Below are 21397 nucleotides of genomic sequence, written 5' to 3'. Positions count from 1 at the left end.
ATCTATTGTTCGTTATTCTATTGAAAGTTATTTTTATTGAGCAGGTTTGTTAACCACTAATAAATATTTCTCATCAGTATTTGTTGTTATGAGTAAAGCTATGGAATAGTTAATATATGTACCCTGTCCGTAGTATACGTATATAGTGCCACTATCTATAGATACATCACTAGCTTCAGTGTCGTTAAAATTAAAATCAGAAGTTGTTTCCGTCAATTCTTCTGCATCGAAATTATAACATTGCAATTTTTTTATAGTATTTTCTGAGGATGCAAATTTAATCATATAAAGTTGAGGAGAAGTAGGCGTTGCCTCCCAAATGTTATTGCCATCTACACCATATAGGTCGGAAACCCAGCCGCTGTTGTTACTATGCAGTGTACAATTAATGTTGTTTAGCATGTTGTCTGTTACAGTAAATACATCAGCAGTAAATTGAACCATTAAAATTTTCTTGTTTATACTATTTTTATCTTTGAAGACAATATAAATGGGATTTTCAGGTACATCAATTGATATACTATTTTCTCCTGGTTCTGAAACTATCTCTGTGTTTTCGCTGTTATTTTTGGTATTATAAATTGAGTATCCATTTATATTTGACCAATTACTTAATAATGGATTGATTGACACGTTATTATAGTTTTCTGTTTTGGGAACCTCTACCGAATAAACAGCTGTTACTGAATAATCATGGAACTTATTTAAAATGCTTTCGTCTGTAACTTTGTTGCAAGTAAGTGGCATGTATCCACCTTTTAATATCTCAAAAGATTCTCCATCTGCTTTCTCTTCTTCCTGAATCAAATTAATCAAGAGATTATTTTGTCCATAAACATAAACCAAATCTTGGTCTCCTTCTTCATTTGTAGTTACAAGATTGGCTACTATATCCTCTTTGATTTGTTCATATTGAGCTTTTGGAATAACAAGAGCATAACCTTCTCTGCTGTCATACTCTTCCATGTCAGGATTGAGTTTATCCACAGTAAGAGTTACTTTATTCCCATTTTTAATATACTTTATCCACGAAGAGCTCATTTCTTTAATAACTTTCCTACCAGTTCGCTGGTCATTAGAAGCATCCAGTAGCACCACTTCATATTCATCTTTGAGTGATACCACAGTAAATTCCATTTTATCATTAAAGGTAATAACGTTTTCACCTCCGTCCATACTTCCTGCTAATTTGAAAGTTTTTCCGTCCAGAGATACGTTCCAACCATAGCGAGAGGAGATTACAGGTTCTGTTATATTAATATCTTCAGCTCCCATTCCTTTGAAGAAAACAGGGAAAGAGAAAGATGCGTTTCCTGCTTCGTCAGCGAAAGTGATTACATTCTTGCTGTCTTTGCCAGCTTCAACCGGCCATTTCTCATATTCACCGTTCTCTTTAACTGTTAAACCGTTGGTTGCCTGAATTTTCAGTTCACCTTCTTCTTTATCATTTACTTCACCTGCCATTGAACCACCGTCCAAAATGACCCATTCAGGGAAACTGGTTGCAGCAAAACGGAAGTTGGCTTTTACTGTAAACGATATCTGTTTTTTGTATCCTACTTCAAGACCTTGTTCTGTGGTAATTTCATTTCCCTCAGCATCGTATATTTTCAGTGAATATCCTTTGGCAGAACGTGTTACGGTGGCAATCACTTTCGTTTCGCCGCCCATATCCAATTTCAGTTGCGCTTCACTGGTTTTGCCTATCTCTTGTGCGGCATCCGTAACCTTAATCGTTATACTTTGTTTGCCTGCTTCGCCTTTAACAACTTCTTTATCTTCGCCGTTCACCTCGAACTTACACCAAATGGCTGCCGTAGAACTCAGTTGCCAAGTCATATTGGCGTCAAAGGTAAGTACCTTTGTTTCGCCGGCATTACAGGAAATGGCTTGTTCTTCCGGAAATACCGGGGTAGTGGCTCCTTCTTCTTTATCGTCTGAACAACTTGTGAATGACACAATAAACATCATAGCCAATGCCATGATCCAACTCATACCTTTTAAATTTAATGTTCTCATAATTGTATGGTTTTAAATGTTAATATCCTTGTTCTTTTAATTTTTCCCATTCGGCTTCGCTGATCCATTCGATGATGTTGGCGAAAGTACCTACAACCCCGTAGAGCGAGCCGTCTTTGTTGTCTACGCTCAAAGTGGTGTACTGGAAGATGAATTTTTCGCAGGTGCTGTAATAAGATACGTACTGCGTGGGCTGGCTCATCAGCAGTTTGCCGTTGCCATGAATGGTTCCAAACGCTTCACCTGTGCTGGCGCACAACTGCTGTTTCATTTCAATGAGTGGATCGAGTACCTTGTTGCGGGTGAACTTTATCTTGATGTCATAGCCGTCATAGTAGTATCCGCGAAGTACAATGGTGTTCTCTTCACCCTCCACAACTTCCGAGGTTATCAGGCGCATGTCCACATCCTGCATAAACTCGCCGAAATAGGAGGAAGTCACCTTGCAGTGTCCGGTGAAGTCGTTGATGTCGAACGGGCAAATCTTGCGCAACACCACTTTGGTCTCTGTACCGTACATATCCCAGCGGTCGTTTTCCGGAATGATGAGGCGCAGGGCAAAGCCCAGTGAATCGTTGATGCCGATATTCTCGTAAAGGCCTTCTACCTCTACGTTGGCGGCTCTTTCGCCTGCCTTGATGGTTACTGTGTTCGAAAGGATTTTATAATGTTTTCCTTCTACGGCATTACTTTTTTTATCTATTACCTCTACGGCAAAAGTACGGTCGCGGTCGGCAGTCTCGGTGGCTGATACGGGGACATTGAATATCTCATTCGTTTCTTGCACGGGACAATAATAGATCGTGTCGGAAAACATAAGATAATTGGGCCCGCCGTATACCACCCTGTCCTGTTCGCACCCGACAAGGCTTATCAAAGCAGCCAAGGCTGCCATACATCCCATTAATAGTTTCTTCATTATCGTATGTATTTAATCTTATTTGTTACTTTCATTAGGTTCTACCTGCGAACCCGGAGAGTCGAGCTCGTGCTGGGGAATAGGCCATACGAACAGAGGATCGTCTTTCTCCACTTTCAGGCTGCTGCCGTTGGTCAGCGACTGGTCTTGCGGTTTGCGCTTGAATCCCTTGTGCCAACGCTTCAGGTCTTGCAAGCGGAAGCCCTCCATATAAAGTTCTTTCACACGCTCTGCTTCGATGATGTCCATGGCATTCTCCTTGTTCATGGCAGTAGAACCGCCGTACGAAGAATAACGGGCTGTACGGATGGCGCTGATGTCACTGCCCGCTTTGGCATAGTCGGGCTGGTCTTTCTGCACGTAGGCTTCCGCACGAATCAGGTACTGCTCGGACAGGCGAAACACTTTGGGCATGGTGACGTGGAGTATGTTGTACTGCTTCATGAAGTCTTGGTTGCCGAAGTACTTCATCAGCAATGGCCAGGTGAGCCCATGGCTGTATCCGGTGGTGTAGGCCTTGAAGAAAGAAGAAACGCGCAGGTCATTGCTGTCATACAAGTCGATGACCCATTCTGCCGGCACATAGTCCGGACGGAAGTTGCGGAAGTCGTAGTTGGCAAAGATGGTGCCCAGTCTGCCACCGTAAGAGTTTACGGTGAAGCCCACTTTCCAGATGCCTTCTATGGAGTGATCGTTGGTCCACATATATTGATAGTAGCTTACGCCCTGTGATACCTGTCTTGTACAGCTTGCCAGCGTATAATAATTGCTTTCTATCACTTTGTCGGAGTACTTGATGGCGTCGTCCCACTTCTTCATGTACAGGGCAATGCGTGCGCGCAGGGCATAGACGGTGTATTCGTTGAAGTAGGTGGTGTCGTAAAGCGTGCCTTTGAAGTCGTCTTCCAGTTTCAGGAGGTCGGCGGCGCGGTTCAGGTCGTCCAGTACGAATTGGTAAGAGTCTTTCAGCGAAGCGCGCTTCATCTCTTCGTTGCCGTTGTAGTGCTCGGTCAGTATCACGCCCAGTTCGTTGGCGGCTTCTTCATCGCTTTCGTAGGCTTTGCAGAAGAGCTTTATCAGTTCCGAGTAGGCGAGTGCGCGGGCAAAGTAGGCTTCGCCGCAATATTGATCCAGTTTGTCGAGGTCGGCATCGACGGTGGTGTTCTTTCTTACGTAGTCCACGCGATCCAGCATGAAGTTACAGCGATTGATCACTGCGTACAGGGCTTGGTATACCGCTTCGATGTCTGTGTTCGTAGCAAGGATATCTTTCCAGCGCCAGATGTTGCCGTATGTATTGGTGTAACCGTTTACGGCGTACACGAAGTCGGCTTGGAGGTCGGGCAGCAAAGTGAGGTTGCCGGAATACAGGGCGCTGCTCTTGAAGGCATCGTAGATGCCGATGACTGCCTGGTTTACGTCGGACACCGACCGGATGGCATTGTCAAAAGGAACTTCGTCTTCGGGCAGTTTGTCCAGACACGAAGCGGCAGACAGTGCTACGGCAGCCAACAGGATATAATTTCTAATTTTCTTTATCATTTTTCTTTCTGCTTATACTGTGTTAGAATGAAACTTCAATACCCAACGTGTATTGGCGTGAAGCCGGGTATTGTGCTCTGTAAATATTGCTTGCCACTTCCGGGTCAAGTCCGTTGAATCCGGTAAAGGTCAGCAGGTTCTGTCCTTGCAGATAGATACGGGCTGAGGTAAAGAAGTTGGTCTTCTTCAATATCGGCTGCGGAAGTACGTAAGCCAGCGTCAGGTTCTTCAGACGGAGGAATGAAGCGTTCTCCAGAAAACGGTCGTCGAGTTGCGCCACTACGCCGTAGCGGGGAATATCGGTAAGGTCACCCGGCTTTTTCCAGCGGTCATACAGCAGTCGTTTGGACTGGTTGTAGGCGCTGTACAGTCCATTGCTCTCTTCAAAGAAACGGTCGTTGTTCATCACGTAGCGGTCGGCCATCCAGCTGAATTGTGCGGACAACGAAAGACCTTTCCATGCAAAAGTGGTTCCGAAACCGCCCGCCCATGGAGAGTCAAACGTTTTTCCGGTCATCACTTTGTCTTCCTCGCGGAATTCGGTAGTCAGCTCGCCGTCTTTGGTGTACCACAGGGCGTCACCGTTGGCAGGATTCACACCGGCATAGCGGTTCATGAAAAATTCGTGTACGGGGCGGCCTACCACGAACTTCAGTCCGGTAGTGGAGTTTACGTATTCCTGTACGCCGTTGTAGAGTTCCACCAACTTGTTCTTGTTGTAAGAAACATTGGCGTTCACGTTCCACGTAAAGTCTTTGGTGCGGACGATGTCACCGTCTATGCTGATTTCGACACCGCGGTTTACCATTGCACCGATATTTTCCCAACTGTAACCGTCGCCGGTCACCGCGTAAGATTGGGGAACAAGCATCAGCATGTTGCTGGTTTTCTTATGATAGAAGTCGATATTCACGTTGGCGCGGTTGAAAAGTCCCATGCGGACGCCCACATTGTTTGCCCACGTCTGCTCCCAGCCTAAATCTTCATTTCCGGGCTGTTTGGGATAGATTCCGGCTTCGTCGTTGTAGTTGGGACCGCCTGCCACTAATGCCAGGTGGTCATAGTTCGGTATTTCAGAGTTGCCCGATGTACCTGTACTCAACGCAATTTGAGCGCTGGTCAGCCACTCGACGTCTTTCAGGAATGATTCGTTCTTGATGTTCCACATAAAGCCCAGCGACCAGAAAACACCCCAGCGGTGGTCTTTACCGAAACGTGAGGAGGCATCCGTACGGGCAGCCATTTCCGCGTAGTACAAATCCTTATAGTTGTATTCGCCGCGGAAGAAGAACGACAGGTAAGAATAAGAACTGTTTGAATCGCCCCATGCGGAAGCTCGTGTTCCCGACGTTACATTCGTCAGCTTGTCGTTGGCTTGTCCTCTGGAAACTACCTGGAAGCCGGTCGATTCGAAGTTCACCGCTTCCTGTCCCAGCAGGAAGTTGAGCGAATGGCTTTCATTCAGTTCCCAGCGATAATTGGCGGTGGTCGTTTCGCTCAGCGTCAGTACATCCGACGAGTTGCGTCCTGCAGAACCCATGCCGTTGTTGATGACATAACTTGGGTATGACTGCATGAAAGCCGTAGAGTGAGAGTAGTCTGCACCGAACTGTGTACGGATAGTCAGGTTCTTGATCGGAGTGATGTTGGCAAATACGGTGGACAACACCTTATATTTTTTATAATGTACAGGATTGTTGGCCATCCATTCAATGGGGTTCTGGCCGGTTCCTGCCCATGTGCCGTTGTTTTCGGAGGCAAGTGAGCCGTCTTTGTTGTAAGGGTTCCAGTAGGGAAGCATGAAGCGTGAACCTGAAATCGGTGTATAGAGCGCCATGGAACCTTCCTCGGTTTGCTGGATTTCTTCGTAAGCAGCCATCGTGCTTGTTCCTATCTTCAACCAGTTGCTTGCCTTTACTTCTGCATTGGCGCGCATGTTGTAGCGACGGAAAGAAGAGCTTTGGGCGATACCTTCCTGATCGTAGAAACCGCCGGAAACGTAATAGTTCAAGCGGTCGGTGGCGCGGTTCACAGACAGTTCGTAGTTCTGCAGCGGAGCGCGGTCGTTGAATATTTCATCTATCCAGTTGACGTTGGTGCGCGAAAGCAGTTCGTAGTCTTGCCCGGCGTCCAGGCCGATTTCTTTTTCAAACTGGATACGCTCAGGCGTGTTCATCATCATCCACTTGCCGTTGGATGCCAACTGTGAGATACCATACTGGGCACGCAGGGTCACTTTGGCCTTATCCATAGCCAGACCGCGCTTGGTAGTGATTACTACCACGCCGTTTGCCGCACGTGCACCGTAGATAGAGGTTGAAGAAGCATCTTTCAATACTGAGATCGATTCAATATCTCCCGGACTGATTGTATTGAAATCAGAACTGGAAATAGGCACACCGTCGAGAATAAACAGCGGGGATGTACCCGAATTGATTGAGTTGGTACCGCGAATCTGGAAAACAGCAGCTTTACTGGGTTCTCCCGAATTGGAGATTACTGACAAACCCGGAGTCTGTCCTTGCAGCGCCTGGTCGAAACCGGCTGCCGGAACATTTTCCAATTTTTCCGATTTTACGGCAGATACAGCGCCGGCAATTGTCCCTTTTTTACGGGTTCCGTACGCCACTACCACTACTTCGTCTATTAATGCGGCGTCTGAGGCGAGCCGAACGTTCAGCGTACCAGTTTTTGCGCTGACTTCATGCTTCTGCGATTGCATACCGATGTACGAAAAGACTAAAGTCGTTTTTGTCGTACCTTTAACTTCAAGGCTGTAGTTTCCGTCAATATCGGTTACTACGCCATTTCCACTTCCCTCTTGCAAAATTGACACGCCAATCAACGGTTCATTATCCTCTTGGGATATAACCTTGCCTTTTACATAAAAACTTTGTGCAAAAGCCGATTGAATAGTCAATAATGTAAGAAAGACAAACCAAAGAATTGATTTTCTCATCCTTGTCTTTAATTTATTATTGATTAAAATTTGAATTGATAAATGTCTGTTATTGTAGAATTATGGAAACAGTCTCCTTAGCGTGATATCTCATCACGTTTTTTAACGTTTCTCCAAACAAAAGACAGGCTATGTTTCGTATTGTGTTTCATTTTTTTTAGCTGAAAATAAAATCTGTTATGTAAATCCTTGCAAAGATATTAAATAATTAATATAGACGTGAAAAAAGAGATAAATAATTGCATAACGGATTGCAAATTTATTAAATTCCGGATTATTAAAAATTAGAAAAAAGGCAGAGTATTGCAGAGGAGAATTAGGAATATTTAAAAAAACAAGTGATATAAATTGTAAAAATGGGGGATATGTCGTGACAATATGTTTGTATAAATATGTAAGGTTAAAGAATGTTGCTATTCATTCTTTCTTCCATAAATCAAGGTTATAGGCAGCTTCTACCTGCTTTTCAACGTTATCCGGCAGGGCTGGGAAGAAATCGATTCCGGTGATGCGTTCTACTTCGTCCACGCTGTTGACATAGGTGTCCAATGGGTGGTTGCCCGATGTATTTTTATAAACAAAACCGATGGCTTTCGGTGGGTTGCTGTTTGTGCAGAGTATGACTTTGAAAAATGCTTCGGGTACGGTGATCTTGTGTTTTTTTCCGATAGTGCGGTGCTTTTGGCGGTAGAGGACAGGGCCGCAGACAACATAGATTTTCCCTTCTTTTTTTGCCCACAGGCGGCAGGCTTCTTCCAGTTCTTTCCAGTCGCCGCGGTTCAGGTTATGATTTTGGGGGCAGATATTGGTCATGTAGAAGCTTTCCTGCATGGCTTTCCAATGCCAACGGTTGTCACCGGCAGGGCACATGTGACCTCTGTCCATGCCTGAGCGCTTATAGTCGTCCGTAGTTACCGCTTGGCTTTCGGGCAGGTCGGGATCGGGCAGGAATTTGTCGGTGCGGCTTTCACGTTCTATCAGTTTTTCCGGTGTAAGTTCCCAGGCCACCCAATTCGGTATCTTGTGTTCGCGGTTGTAGGAGGCGGTATAGCCCTTGCGGTGCAATATTTGTTCGGGTACGTTTTTCAGTGGAGCCGGCAGTAGGGGATTTCCGGTGGTTTCCGTTGTTTCTGCCCGTTTTGCTGTCTTTTCCGTGGGAACGGGCAGTTTGTTACGGAGCGCATTGGCTATCGGTTCATGGAAGACGGCCGCAAGGCATGCCAGAACTATCAGGTAAATCACTCCTTTGGGTTCTTTCTTGTTGCTTCTTCTTCTCTTTGCCATAATGCTTCTCTTTTGTCCTATCTTTTCTTAATAAGATAGAGCGTTTGTAATAGCTTGATTATCAGTTTGTAAAATGGCGACTATCTCAGTATACTGCTAAGGGGGTCTCAGTCGTATACTGAGATAGTCTCACTATACGACTGAGATCCCTCATTATACGACTGTTCTTTTTCAGGTTCCTTTTGTAAACATTTACTCGGCCAGCTTGCGTGCCCGTTCCAGTGCCACATTGATATTGGGGCAGATATTCTCTTCGCCTAAAAGCGTGTAGAAACCGGACTTTTCCAATACCTGATGCACTTTGGCGTTCACGCCGGAGAGTACAACGGTTATCTTTTCCTTTTGCGACATCTTGCAAAGGCTTTCCAGATTGTGGATACCCGTAGAGTCAATAAAAGGAACTTTACGCATGCGGATGACTCGCACTTTGGGGCGGTCGCCAAGTTGCGCCATTACTTCCTCAAACTTTGTGGCGATGCCGAAGAAATAGGGACCGTTGATTTCGTACACTTCCACGCCTTCCGGAATAATGAGATGTTCCTCATTTGTGGCAATGTCCGATTCGGTATTCGGGTCTATTTCGTCTTTGATAACAGATATCTCGGTGGTCTCCATGACGCGGCGCATAAAGAGTACGCAGGCGATGACCAGGCCTACTTCAATGGCAATTGTCAAATCGAAGATAACCGTCAGGAAGAAAGTTATCAATAATACGGTGACGTCCGATTTCGGGTTTTTCAGCAGTGCTTTGAATACGCGCCAGCCACTCATGTTATAGGATACAATCACCAGTACGCCTGCCAGGCATCCCATTGGGATGTACTGTGCCAGCGGCATAAGCAACAAAAGAATCAAGAGCAGCACCACTGCATGGATTATACCGGCTACGGGTGACTTGCCGCCGTTGTTGATGTTGGCCATTGTACGGGCAATGGCGCCTGTGGCAGGGATACCGCCGAAAAGTGGGGTAGCCATGTTGGCAACACCCTGTGCTATCAGTTCGGTATTGGAGTCGTGCTTGTCACCGATTACGCCGTCGGCTACGGTAGCCGAAAGCAAAGACTCTATGGCTCCCAGTATGGCAATCGTAATGGCAACGGGAAACAGGTTCTTGACGGCTTCCCAGTCCAAGGCAGGCATCACAGCATCGGGAAGTTCCGCTTTAATGCTGAAACGGTCGCCGATGGTGTCGATGCAGCTAATGCCGCCATAGGTTTTCATCAGATAGACTGCAATGGTCACCACGATAATGGCGATGAGCGAACCGGGTATCTTCTTTGAGAATCTCGGAGTAATGGCAATGATGAAGATACTGGCGATGCTGACAACTGTATTCCACCAGTTGACAGTGTCGAAATGGCGGAAGTAGACCAGCCATTTCCCGATAAAGTCTCCCGGAACCTTCTCTCCACCGAAACTCAGTCCGAATATATCTGCAATCTGGGTGGTAAAGATCGTGATTGCAATGCCGCTTGTGAAACCTACAATAATGGGATAGGGGATAAACTTAATGACTGCTCCCAGCTTGAACACTCCTAACAGAATGAGAATGACGCCTGCCATCAGCGTGGCTACAATCAGTCCTGCCTCTCCATATTGCTGAATAATGCCGTAAATGATAACGATGAATGCACCGGTAGGGCCGCCGATCTGAACTTTGCTGCCGCCCAGCAGGGAGATTATAAAACCGGCAATAATAGCCGTAATAATGCCTTTTTCAGGTGATACACCCGATGCAATACCAAACGCAATGGCAAGTGGCAGGGCTACGATACCTACAATGATACCGGCCATCAGGTCTGCCATAAAAAGTTCTTTTGAGTAGTTTTTTAAAGCCGTATATAGTTTAGGCTTGAATTCGAACGCTTTCATTATTAATTTGACTTTTTTACGCTATAAAAAGTGTGTGTTTATAAATAAGCTGCAAAAGTAAGCAAAATAATGTATAAATTGATAGATTGGCCTGTTTTTTGCAAATTTGTTGAACACAAATAGCCTGTTTTTTGTTTTCTATGCAGATTACTTGTTTTCTTAAATATAGAATACAAGGGAATGACCTCTCTCTTTGGATTTGCAGGCGAAATAGATTTCACCTATGGAGCAATAGATAAATCCGATGAGACAGAGTGTGGTTATATCAAACTTAATTCTTAATTTTGTATCAACAATCATAAGGACAAAGCGAACGGTATTTATACGTAATAATATTAACTAATTTAAAAAAGAGACTATGGCTAAAAGTGTTAAAGGAACCCGTACTGAAAAGAATTTATTGACTTCATTTGCCGGTGAATCGCAAGCAAGAATGCGCTATACTTACTTTGCAAGCGTTGCTAAAAAAGAAGGTTACGAACAAATTGCTGCTATTTTCACAGAAACAGCCGACCAGGAAAAGGAACACGCTAAACGTATGTTCAAGTGGTTGGAAGGCGGAATGGTGGAAATCACAGCTTCTTATCCTGCCGGCGTTATCGGTACTACTCTTGAAAATCTTCAGGAAGCTGCTGCCGGTGAACATGAAGAATGGTCATTGGATTATCCGGGCTTTGCTGATGTTGCCGATGAAGAAGGTTTCCCCGAAATTGCCTTGATGTATCGCAATATTGCTATTGCTGAAAAGGGACACGAAGAACGCTATCGCGCTTTTATCAAGAATATTGAAACAGCTTCCGTATTTGCAAAGGAAGGCGAGGTTGTATGGCAATGCCGTAACTGTGGTTTCATCTATACCGGTAAAGAAGCTCCTCAGGTATGTCCGGCATGTTTGCATCCGCAGGCCTATTTTGAGGTAAAGAAAGAGAACTATTAGGATTCCGCTTTCCTTCAAGGAAAGGATATAGATATATGGAAGGGCTGCATCGTTGGTTGGATGCAGCCCTTTTATGATTGGTGCTTTCTATTTTTTCAATACTACGGAAAGTGATTCGTATGCTTTGGAAGCATCTTGGATTTCAAGTAGTTTGTCCCAGTTGGTAGCTGGTTCTGTCTTGTGGTTGTAACGTTTGGTGATGTCTAGTATAAGTTTTCCGTTCTGAGCAACGGCTTTTGCAATGAAAGCGCCACATTCGTTCTCTACCTTTACATTCAATTTTTCCACTCCCTCGGCAGCTGCTTCATAGCCTGCCGGAAGGTTGACGGTGATATTCCATTGGAAAGTGCGGGGAGCCGACATGTATATGTCAGCCGAACGCTTGCGTTCCTTGCCCTCAACCAGAGTTTGTTCGCCAAGTAGTTTCCCTGCGGAAAGCACATAGTGAGGCCCGGCTTTTCTGACATAGCCATCCATTGCGTAACGGACGTCATAAACAAAAGCGGCGCTGTCCGGACGGTTGCCTAAGCATTGCATCTGATAATTAAGCAGTTCTTGCGCATCCTCGCCATGATAGAAGTTGATTTCCCATTTATAGTCATCTTTTTCCTGCTCACGTCCTTTCCGGAACATTTCCTGAAGATCGTCTGCATATTTCTTGCCTATTTCTTCTGCAAATTCCTTGTCGATGCTGAGCAGGCGGCGATAGGCTGCGTCTACATCTTCCATTTTGGCTAATGCGGTCTGCATGCGTTCTTTTTGTGTTCCTGTACGATATTCGTTACGGTGGATGGTGAGCAGGGTATTATTGATGTCGGCTTGTATGGTAGTGACATTTCTGTTGTCTTCAGCCGTACTCATGGGAAAGTTGAAATGTTTTCGTCCGGCCTTGGCTTTCGATTTATCCGATTCCAAAATGGCTTGCCGGCCTTGATAACAGGCAGGAATTTCATGGGGAATAAGATAATTCGTAGGCGGGAGATAATATTTGTTGCTTTCCGGGAGCGCGATAAACCAGGTTGTATTGCGGTAACTTGCCAGTTTGTCAAGCGGTTCTTTATTTTCGTTGGTGGTTATTCCAAGCAGGTTGGGAACATCCACCCAATTTAGCAATCTTTGAAAATAGACGATGAACAGCTCATTGTTGCAATCGCTTTTAGGGTCTGTCATCAGTGCAAAATGATAGTAGTTATAGATGAAGTCTGCTTTTGTCTCATCTGTCCAGTCTTTCTTTTTTATCTGTTTAACATTGCGGAGAAGCCGTATGCCTTTTTTGACGTTGCTCACTCCTCCGTAGCCGTTATACCGTATCGCTTGTTTTATGAATTCCCAGTCGTCTTCCTGTATGGAAGCCGCGTCGGGATTGGGTTGCAGCCCTTTTTTCTTGGTACTTTTGGGTATGTAGGTGTATTTTTTCATCTGGCTGTTGGTGATATATAATAATGTGGTCGGCGTTTGCTGCATGGAGTTGTACCACAAATCGGGTTCGGTTTGTTCTATATCCTTCATCGCCACGTCAAGCAGGATGTTTCCTTCTTCATTTGTGCTTTGCTTGAAGTCAGGCGCACCGTTCAGGGTGCGGTATTGGGTGGTGAGCTTATCGTCTATTTCGCAATGTACGGTGTAGGAAAGCATCGGATGGCTTTGGCGGAAACGGAAAATGAACGGATCAAGGTTATGGTTTTCCAATGAGGTGTAATTGAAGAAAAAAATATCTATCTTATCGCCGATCTCCAATCCCGGTACGGCAAGTTTCTGGCGTTGCTCTTTGTCGTTTTTGCCTTCGGTGGCAGTCATGTATTCATCGGTACTCACTTCGTTTATAGTGCCGTCCGGTTTGATGATGCGCACTCCTAATACTTGTTGGTAACTTTCGTCGTATCGCCATGATTTTTTCCGGATTTCTGCTTTATAATCGAATTCGGAGAATTCCTTTAAAGCTGCTTTGTCGTTGATTTGCACTAACATGCGGTACAAGTCGCGGCAGTTTACCTCACGATCTATGTAGTGGAAACCGCCGAGGAAAGCGCCTACGTTGAAGCGGGTCTTTTTAGTGACTTCCAGCCGGCTGTGTGCAGCCAGAATGACGGCAGACTCGTCCTTGTACTTTTCGGGGACGGCGGTGTTGGCAAATTCAGGCAGTTCGAGCGCCCAGACTTCTTTTCTTGTTTCTTCTGCAAAGAGCTTGTATTTCTCTTTGTCATCGGCATTTACATTGGGGGATGCTAGTAAAAGTGCTAATACCCCCATTAAGAATAGCATGTTTTGTTTCATGGTTATTGTTTTTTGAGAATAATTTGTTCATTGCATGTATCAGCCCATTTCCGCAGGTTCTCGTTCCAAGCTACAATGTCATTACGGTGAATGAGTTTCTCTTTGATTTCCATTACTTTCCGGAAGATGATTTTCTCCCCTTGCTTGTTGTAGGAACAGTGGAGTGTGCCTTGTGGCGCATGGATTGAAATTCCTTTGGGGCAATGGACAAGGGTATAGCCTGCGGGTATTTCTAATTCTGTGTGACGCACAATGCGGCAACGGAGTGGCAACTCATAATCATGTATGCGTTTGAGGGTGTCTATGGGTTGGTCGAACAGGTCGTTGTGAAGGTCTAATTCAATGTAGAACTCGCTGTCTGCAACTTGTACGGCACTGTTGTTTATGACTGTTCCTGCCAGTATGGCCCATTGCTGTTGGGGTTCTTGTTGTATCCATTTGACGGAGCCGACTTGATAGTTATGATTGTTTCCCGCCAGTGTACGAAGCAGGTGTTCTTCGCGGTCGCTTTTGTCGTTTTTATGATAGGCTGTGAGGAAGAATTCTTTCATGTCTCCACTCCAGCTGCGGGTTGCCTTGCCTTGCAGCACTCTGTCTGTTTGCTCACCGGAGAGGGTGCAAGTGTAATACAGGCTGTCCGTAGAAGCACTACTGTTCAATATGGGTACCGTCTGTACGATACATTCTTCTCCGTTTTCTATCATAGCTTCCCTGCCCTGTATGCTTCCGGGTATGAATTCCAACGGAATATATTCGTTGGTGGCGTCCAGATAATAGGTTTTTCCCTGATAGATAAGGCTGCATATCATGTGGTTGGCAGATGCAAGCGTTGCTATCTCACTCATCCGGTAGGGGATGTCTATGGTGCCTATGTCGGTGAGCCGGGCGTCAAATCCCTGTGCTTTCAGCAATGTGCGGAGCAGGAGTGACATTCCTTTGCAGTCACCGTAACGTTTGCGGAGAACTTCTGCGGGAGTATCGGGCCTGTGGCCCAATATGCCTGCTTCGAAGGCGATGTAGCGGATGTTCTGTTGTACCCAGGCATACGTATTGCGTATTTTTTCCATGTCGGTATGGCAGCCGGCAGTGATCTTTGTCAATAGAATATCGATTTCGGGCACGTTGCAGTCCACTTGTGCCAGTTTGTTGGACCAGCAGTACATATCGTGGTAGTCTTTGAACGACCCTGTGATCAATATATGCGGATAGACTTTGCCTGTTGCCGGCATCTGCTTCTCGTCTTTCATGGCGGGCATGTTTGTCACGACATAGGTGAATACCGAGTCGCCTGCGCTGTTGATGCTGCGTTCACAGTGAATGGCCGGACTGAAGTTTTTTTCCGTCAGGTGGAAGCGGGAAAGCGATTGTGGGATGATTAATGTCAGTTGCTTTTCTCTGATGAAGTAGTCTTCGCCCAGGTAGACCCGCGTAAAATAATGCAGGTCGTGAAAAGTGCGCTTGAACGATGCTTCTGTTTTTTTCCCTTTCCGATCAAGGTAGAGATTGAAAAAGCAGACTTTGCTGTCGTCAAAGAAGACATTTTCTGGTGTGATGCTTTTATATTCGGCTTTCCCTCCCCCTTTGGCAGAAGCCTTGTCCAGTGAGATGAACTCTCCGTAATAGGTGTGGGGTTGCAGAGAGGCTCCCATTCTTGTTGCTTCATAGGATATCTCTTTCCGGTTGGATACAATGGGGATGCCGTCTTTCTCCTCAAAAATATAGGAGTCGCTGCATTTTGTGATAATAATATTGTCATCGGGTGTTTGTCCGTACAGATTATAAACATACAGACATAGAAGTATACATATATGAATACAACGGCTTTTCATATCATACTGATATAAGATTATATAATTAGGTATTCACAAAGATAGCGATAAGCTGTGTTTTAATAACAAATATATATTTGAAAAAATTAATTTCTTGCTTCAAAGCAAGAAATCAGCCTTTTTATTCGAAAGTTATTTTTCGTCGGATACGGCTCAGGGTATATGGGGAAATATTAAGGAAAGAGGCTATTTCTTTCAAACTTGTTTGTTGGACAATGTCAGGGCACCTCTTTAGCAGCTCTTGGTAGCGTACTTTAGGGGAGACTGAATAGAAGTCCAGTAAGCGGTGGTAGGTCATACAGAAAAGATTTTCAGCAATCTTACGACCTAATAACTGGTTTTGAGAGTTCAGCTCCCAAAAGTTTTCCAGTTGTTCATGGGATAACTGGTAGACGGTGCTGTCTTTGACTGCTTCCGTACAGACTATGGCCGGCATCTGCCTGGTAAACGAGTAATAATCGGTCACAAAATCCTTTTCGAAACTGTATCCGGTGATGTGCTTATCTCCTTCTTTGTCGAGACAGAAATAGCGGAAACCTCCTTTGGATACATAGGCAATGTGATGGCACACTTCATCTGCCCGACAAAAGAACTCTCCTTTTTTATAAAGCTGCTTTTTTCCGTTATGCAGAAAATGATACACCAGAGGAGAAAGTTCCAACAAGTCCAGATACTCGTTGAAATGTGCCATGAACCCTATTTTTGAGCGTGCGGGTAATCTATTGTATAATGCAGTCCGCGGCTTTCCTTACGTTCCATGGCTTGCCGGGTAATCAGATAGCCCACATTAATCATGTTGCGCAATTCGCAGAGTTCACGAGTAGCCTTACTGCTCTTGAATAGTTTTTCCGTCTCTTCATAAAGAATATCCAGACGGTTCCAGGCGCGTGTCAGGCGCGTGTTGCTGCGCACAATGCCCACGTAAGATTCCATAATCTGGTTCACCTCCTTCATGCTTTGCGTAATCAATACGCGTTCTTCGTTGGAGATAGTTCCTTCATCGTTCCATTCGGGAATATCTTCGTTGAAGTCATAGCGCTCCAATACGCTCAACGCATGCTTGGCGGCTGCGTCGGCATAGACAACGGCTTCAATCAGCGAGTTGGAAGCCAAACGGTTTCCGCCATGAAGTCCGGTGCACGAACACTCACCGATGGCATACAGGCGGCGGATGCTGGATTGTCCGTCCAGATCTACTTTGATGCCGCCGCAAAGATAGTGTGCGGCAGGGGCTACGGGAATGTACTCTTTGGTGATGTCGATGCCGATGCTGAGGCATTTCTTATAGATATTCGGGAAGTGCTTCTTGGTTTCTTCGGGATCTTTGTGGGTAACATCCAGATAGACATGCTCGTCGCCGCGCTGCTTCATCTCATTGTCGATGGCGCGTGCCACGATGTCGCGCGGGGCGAGTGAAAGGCGTGGATCGTACTTCTGCATGAACTCCTTGCCGTCCATGGTACGGAGAACGCCGCCATATCCGCGCATGGCTTCCGTTATCAGGAAACAAGGGCGGTCGCCCGGATGGTAGAGGGCGGTGGGGTGGAACTGGATGAATTCCATGTCCTTTACGGCTCCTTTGGCGCGGTAGACCATGGCTATACCGTCGCCGGTAGCAACCAATGGATTGGTAGTGTTTCGGTATACGGCTTCGCAACCTCCTGTTGCCATGATGGTCATTTTGGAGAGGAAGGTATCCACTTCTCCGGTATTTTCGTTCAATACATAAGCGCCGTAGCATTTGATACCCGGAGTGTAGCGGGTTACAATGATGCCCAGGTGGTGCTGGGTAATGATTTCTACCGCGAAGAAATTTGTGAATACGGTGATATTGGGATGTTGTTTTACGGCTTCAATCAGGCTGTCCTGTATTTCCGCGCCTGTATTGTCTTTGTGGTGCAGGATGCGGAACTCCGAATGTCCGCCTTCTTTATGCAGGTCGAATTCCCCGTTGTCTTTTTTGTCAAAGTTTACCCCCCATTTGATGAGTTCATTGATTTGCTCAGGAGCGTTGCGCACCACCTTTTCCACAGCTTTGCGGTCGCTTATCCAGTCTCCGGCAATCATGGTGTCTTCAATGTGCTTATCGAAATTATCTACCGCCAGGTTGGTGACGGAAGCGATTCCGCCTTGTGCAAAATAAGTATTTGCCTCCTCCAGACCGGCTTTACAGATGAGGGCCACTGTTCCTTTATGCGCCACCTTCAGCGCAAAACTCATACCGGCAATTCCGGAACCGATAACGAGGAAATCGAACTTTCTTACCATAATTTTGTGTATTTGACACTGCAAAACTACAAAATAACTGCGTTCCTTGTGTGTCTTGCAGGCATTAATTCATAAAAATACCTATCTTAGCAGCAAAAATAGGACAAAATGAATCGAATTTTTCATGCGCGTATTGCTGCCGGGCAGTATTTGTTTATCATTCTGGCGGGTGCAATGGCTGTTTACGGCCTTTGGGAAAAGAATATCCTTATTGCCGTTCTTTTTATGCTCTTGCTGGTTGTCAGCATCGAGAAGCTGATTCATACCACTTATACTGTTACTGCCGATAACAGGCTGCTGCTGTTTTTCGGTCGTTTTTCGCGTGGGAGAGAGATTTTGTTAAAGGATATTACGTCGGTAGAACGTACTTCTTCCATGCGGATAGGGAGATTTGCTGTTATGCGTTATGTATTGGTGAGGTATGGAGAAGGCAAGTGTGTGGCGTTGCTTCCTGTAAAAGAAGAGGAATTTATACGGTTGTTGAAACAAAGTATGTTGTAGGATGATAATAAAGTAGGGTTACCATGCCTTTTTTCTGAATTTCTTGTTGTATCTTGCATGCAGAAATCTATAAATGCAAGAACTATGAAATATCAAATTGCCATCATCGGCGGAGGGCCGGCCGGATATACGGCTGCGGAGACAGCCGGGAAAGCCGGTCTGAGCGTTGTACTTTTTGAAAAACAAAGTCTTGGCGGAGTGTGCCTGAATGAGGGGTGTATTCCTACCAAGACTTTATTGTATTCGGCAAAGACGTATGACAGTGCGCGCCATGCATCTAAGTATGCGGTCAGTGTGCCGGAAGTGTCGTTCGACTTGTCCAAAATTGTGGCACGTAAGCAGAAAGTTGTACGGAAACTGGTGCTGGGTGTCAAGGGGAAGCTGGTTGCCAATAATGTGACCGTTGTGAACGGAGAGGCTTCAATTGCAGACAAGAACCATGTCCTGTGTGGCGGCGAAACGTATGAATGTGATAATTTATTGCTCTGTACGGGTTCGGAAACGTTTATTCCGTCTATTCCCGGAATGGATGAGGTGCCTTACTGGACGCATCGTGAGGCATTGGACAATAAGGAACTGCCCAAGTCGCTGGCTGTCATCGGCGGTGGGGTGATAGGTATGGAGTTTGCTTCTTTCTTTAATAGCCTGGGGGTAGAGGTCACTGTCATTGAGATGCTGGATGAGATATTGGGCGGAATGGACAAGGAACTGTCCGCTATGCTGCGTGCGGAATATACCAAACGCGGGATTAAGTTCATGCTGGATACCAAAGTGGTGTCACTGTCCGGAAATGTTTTGGAAGACGGGCAGGCGCAGGTGCAGGTGAATTATGAAAATGCCGGGGGTGCAGATTCTGTCGTTGCGGAAAGGTTACTGATGAGCGTTGGCCGGCGTCCTGTAACGAAAGGCTTCGGACTGGAGAACCTGGGATTGGAGAAAACAGAACGCGGAAATATATGGGTTGACGGGCAGATGCGGACGTCTGTTCCGGGTGTGTATGCTTGCGGGGACTTAACCGGATTTTCCTTGCTGGCCCATACGGCGGTACGTGAGGCGGAAGTGGCTGTACATGCTGTGCTGGGGAAGGAAGACTGCATGAGTTACAAAGCTGTTCCCGGTGTGGTATATACCAATCCGGAGATTGCCGGTGTGGGAGATACGGAAGAGACTCTGCGGAAAAAAGGCATTCCTTACCGTACGATAAAACTGCCTATGGCCTATTCCGGTCGTTTTGTTGCGGAGAATGAAGGCGTCAATGGCATGTGCAAGTTGTTGCTGGCAGAAGATGACACTCTCTTGGGAGCTCATGTACTGGGCAATCCGGCTTCAGAGATTATCACGCTGGCCGGTATGGCTATTGAACTCAGACTGACGGTTTCGGAGTGGAAGAAAATCATATTTCCGCATCCTACGGTAGGTGAAATCTTCAGGGAAGCGCTTTAGCAAACAGCATGCATCATGTATATGGTATTATGAACAATTATTAAGTAACCGGGTAGTTTGTAAAGAGATGGGAAAATCTGGTTTATGGTCGATTATATGGGTTTTGTCACTGATTCCTTGTATATCGTTTGCACAGAGAGTATCTCCCGAAACAAACATCCTTTCTTCGCAGCTGGATACGTTGATAAAGTATCAATTGCCCGAAGGCTCTAATGTATCCATTTCGGTGTACGACCTGACTGCCAATGAAGCCTTGTATGATTATCAGGCGGACAAGCTTTCCCGCCCGGCCTCCACAATGAAGCTGTTGACTACGATTACGGCGCTTGCACGTCCTGAGGCGGATGAGCCTTTCAGTACGGAGGTCTGGTATAAGGGAGTGATTGAACGTGATACGTTGAAGGGGGATATATACGTTGTCGGAGGATTCGATCCGGAGTTTGATGATGAGGCGCTGGATTCTTTGGTCAGTGGGGTGGTACGCTTGCCTTTCTCGGTGGTACAAGGCAAGGTCTACGGTGATGTTTCCATGAAAGACTCCTTGTATTGGGGAAGCGGTTGGTTGTGGGACGATACGCCCTATTCCTTCCAGCCCTATCTGTCGCCGCTGATGCTTGATAAAGGAGTGGTTACGGTAACTGCTTCTCCCGGCGTGCAGGGAGATACGGCGCGGTTGGAATGTACTCCTGCTTCGTCTTATTATACGCTGACTAATGTTACAAAAAGCCGTACTACTTCTGCCGGACCTTTTCGGGTATCCCGTAACTGGCTGGAGAACAGTAACGACATAACGGTGTCGGGGAATGTGGATGGCAGGCGCATCGGTGCAGTTAATATTTATTCTTCGCAGGATTTCTTCATGCACACGTTTCTGGAACGTTTGCGGGCAAAAGGCATCCGCTGTCTGCCGGACTACTCTTTCGGCGAGTTCCAAAAAGATAGTGTTTCTGTGCGAATGGCATACTATAATACTCCTGTGCAGGCAGTAGTGAATCAGATAATGAAAGAAAGTGATAATTTGAATGCCGAAGCAATGCTTTGTCGCTTGGGTGCACAGTCTGCAGGCAACAAGTATGTTTCGGCCGAAGACGGGCTTTCGGAGGTCCGGCAATTGATAAGAAAGCTGGGTTATGTCCCCGATCATTATAAGCTGGCAGACGGTTGCGGGCTTTCCAACTATAATTATATCTCATCGGAGCTTCTGGTTGCTTTCCTGAAGTTCGCTTATTCGCGTACAGACGTGTTTCAGAAATTATATAAGGCATTGCCCATCGGCGGGGTGGACGGAACACTGAAGAACCGGATGAAAAAAGGAACTCCCTCTTATAAGAAGGTACATGCCAAAACGGGTTCCTTTACTGCCATAAACTGTTTGGCGGGATATTTGGAGGCAAATAACGGACATCAGATCGCTTTTGCCATTATGAACCAGAATGTGCTTTCCGGCAGAGAGGCGCGCAGGTTTCAGGACGCCGTTTGTGATATACTTATCCGATGAGGTGCATGAGATGTCGGAACAGGAACAGTTTGCCGTCGTAACCGGGTAAAAG

The 21397-nt window shown here is 45.9% G+C and carries 14 protein-coding genes; 4 read left to right on the top strand and 10 right to left on the bottom strand.

Going from position 1 to position 21397, the window contains the following annotated elements; translation table 11 throughout:
* Positions 1 to 33 precede the first annotated feature (33 nt).
* From NQ546_RS02950 to NQ546_RS02925, 6 genes are all read right to left on the bottom strand, one after another.
* On the bottom strand, positions 34 to 2019 hold the full coding sequence (locus NQ546_RS02950) for a DUF5003 domain-containing protein (RefSeq protein WP_004291826.1): 1986 nt from the start codon (positions 2017 to 2019) through the stop codon (positions 34 to 36).
* A 19-nt stretch (positions 2020 to 2038) separates the two neighbouring features.
* Positions 2039 to 2938 (bottom strand): DUF4984 domain-containing protein, encoded by a 900-nt coding sequence (locus tag NQ546_RS02945; protein WP_004291825.1) that lies wholly within the window; start codon positions 2936 to 2938, stop codon positions 2039 to 2041.
* Positions 2939 to 2956: 18 nt separating this feature from the next.
* Positions 2957 to 4480 (bottom strand): RagB/SusD family nutrient uptake outer membrane protein, encoded by a 1524-nt coding sequence (locus NQ546_RS02940; RefSeq protein WP_004291824.1) that lies wholly within the window; start codon positions 4478 to 4480, stop codon positions 2957 to 2959.
* Between the two features lie 22 nt (positions 4481 to 4502).
* Positions 4503 to 7439, bottom strand: coding sequence for a SusC/RagA family TonB-linked outer membrane protein (locus NQ546_RS02935; RefSeq protein ID WP_004291823.1), 2937 nt, complete (start codon positions 7437 to 7439; stop codon positions 4503 to 4505).
* Positions 7440 to 7856: 417 nt separating this feature from the next.
* Positions 7857 to 8723: a DNA/RNA non-specific endonuclease gene (locus NQ546_RS02930; RefSeq protein WP_004291822.1), complete on the bottom strand. Its 867-nt coding sequence runs from the start codon at positions 8721 to 8723 to the stop codon at positions 7857 to 7859.
* 192 nt (positions 8724 to 8915) lie between these two features.
* Complete coding sequence (locus NQ546_RS02925; RefSeq protein WP_004291821.1) at positions 8916 to 10595, bottom strand: SulP family inorganic anion transporter; 1680 nt, start codon at positions 10593 to 10595, stop codon at positions 8916 to 8918.
* Between the two features lie 358 nt (positions 10596 to 10953).
* On the opposite strand from NQ546_RS02925, the gene rbr reads away from it, so the two are divergent.
* Complete coding sequence (gene rbr / locus NQ546_RS02920; RefSeq protein WP_004291818.1) at positions 10954 to 11532, top strand: rubrerythrin; 579 nt, start codon at positions 10954 to 10956, stop codon at positions 11530 to 11532.
* A gap of 87 nt (positions 11533 to 11619) precedes the next feature.
* Here the strand turns inward: rbr and NQ546_RS02915 are convergent, their stop codons facing one another.
* From NQ546_RS02915 to nadB, 4 genes are all read right to left on the bottom strand, one after another.
* Entirely contained in the window at positions 11620 to 13806 is a 2187-nt protein-coding gene (locus NQ546_RS02915; protein WP_004291817.1) for a DUF3857 domain-containing protein, read from the bottom strand.
* Between the two features lie 2 nt (positions 13807 to 13808).
* Positions 13809 to 15635 (bottom strand): transglutaminase-like domain-containing protein, encoded by a 1827-nt coding sequence (locus NQ546_RS02910; protein WP_004291816.1) that lies wholly within the window; start codon positions 15633 to 15635, stop codon positions 13809 to 13811.
* A gap of 121 nt (positions 15636 to 15756) precedes the next feature.
* Positions 15757 to 16326, bottom strand: coding sequence for a Crp/Fnr family transcriptional regulator (locus tag NQ546_RS02905; RefSeq protein WP_004291815.1), 570 nt, complete (start codon positions 16324 to 16326; stop codon positions 15757 to 15759).
* A 5-nt stretch (positions 16327 to 16331) separates the two neighbouring features.
* Positions 16332 to 17903: an L-aspartate oxidase gene (nadB, locus tag NQ546_RS02900; RefSeq protein ID WP_004291814.1), complete on the bottom strand. Its 1572-nt coding sequence runs from the start codon at positions 17901 to 17903 to the stop codon at positions 16332 to 16334.
* A gap of 108 nt (positions 17904 to 18011) precedes the next feature.
* Here nadB and NQ546_RS02895 point away from each other — a divergent pair, with 108 nt between their 5' ends.
* From NQ546_RS02895 to dacB, 3 genes are all read left to right on the top strand, one after another.
* On the top strand, positions 18012 to 18404 hold the full coding sequence (locus NQ546_RS02895; protein WP_004291813.1) for a PH domain-containing protein: 393 nt from the start codon (positions 18012 to 18014) through the stop codon (positions 18402 to 18404).
* A gap of 84 nt (positions 18405 to 18488) precedes the next feature.
* Positions 18489 to 19847: a dihydrolipoyl dehydrogenase gene (gene lpdA, locus NQ546_RS02890; protein ID WP_039953543.1), complete on the top strand. Its 1359-nt coding sequence runs from the start codon at positions 18489 to 18491 to the stop codon at positions 19845 to 19847.
* Positions 19848 to 19914: 67 nt separating this feature from the next.
* Positions 19915 to 21345, top strand: coding sequence for a D-alanyl-D-alanine carboxypeptidase/D-alanyl-D-alanine endopeptidase (gene dacB, locus NQ546_RS02885; RefSeq protein ID WP_004291811.1), 1431 nt, complete (start codon positions 19915 to 19917; stop codon positions 21343 to 21345).
* Positions 21346 to 21397 lie beyond the last annotated feature (52 nt).

Origin of the sequence: Bacteroides eggerthii (assembly GCF_025146565.1) — a bacterium.
Lineage (GTDB): Bacteria > Bacteroidota > Bacteroidia > Bacteroidales > Bacteroidaceae > Bacteroides > Bacteroides eggerthii.
Note: the sequence above shows the minus strand (reverse complement) of the source record. Positions and strands in the feature narration are given on the sequence as shown.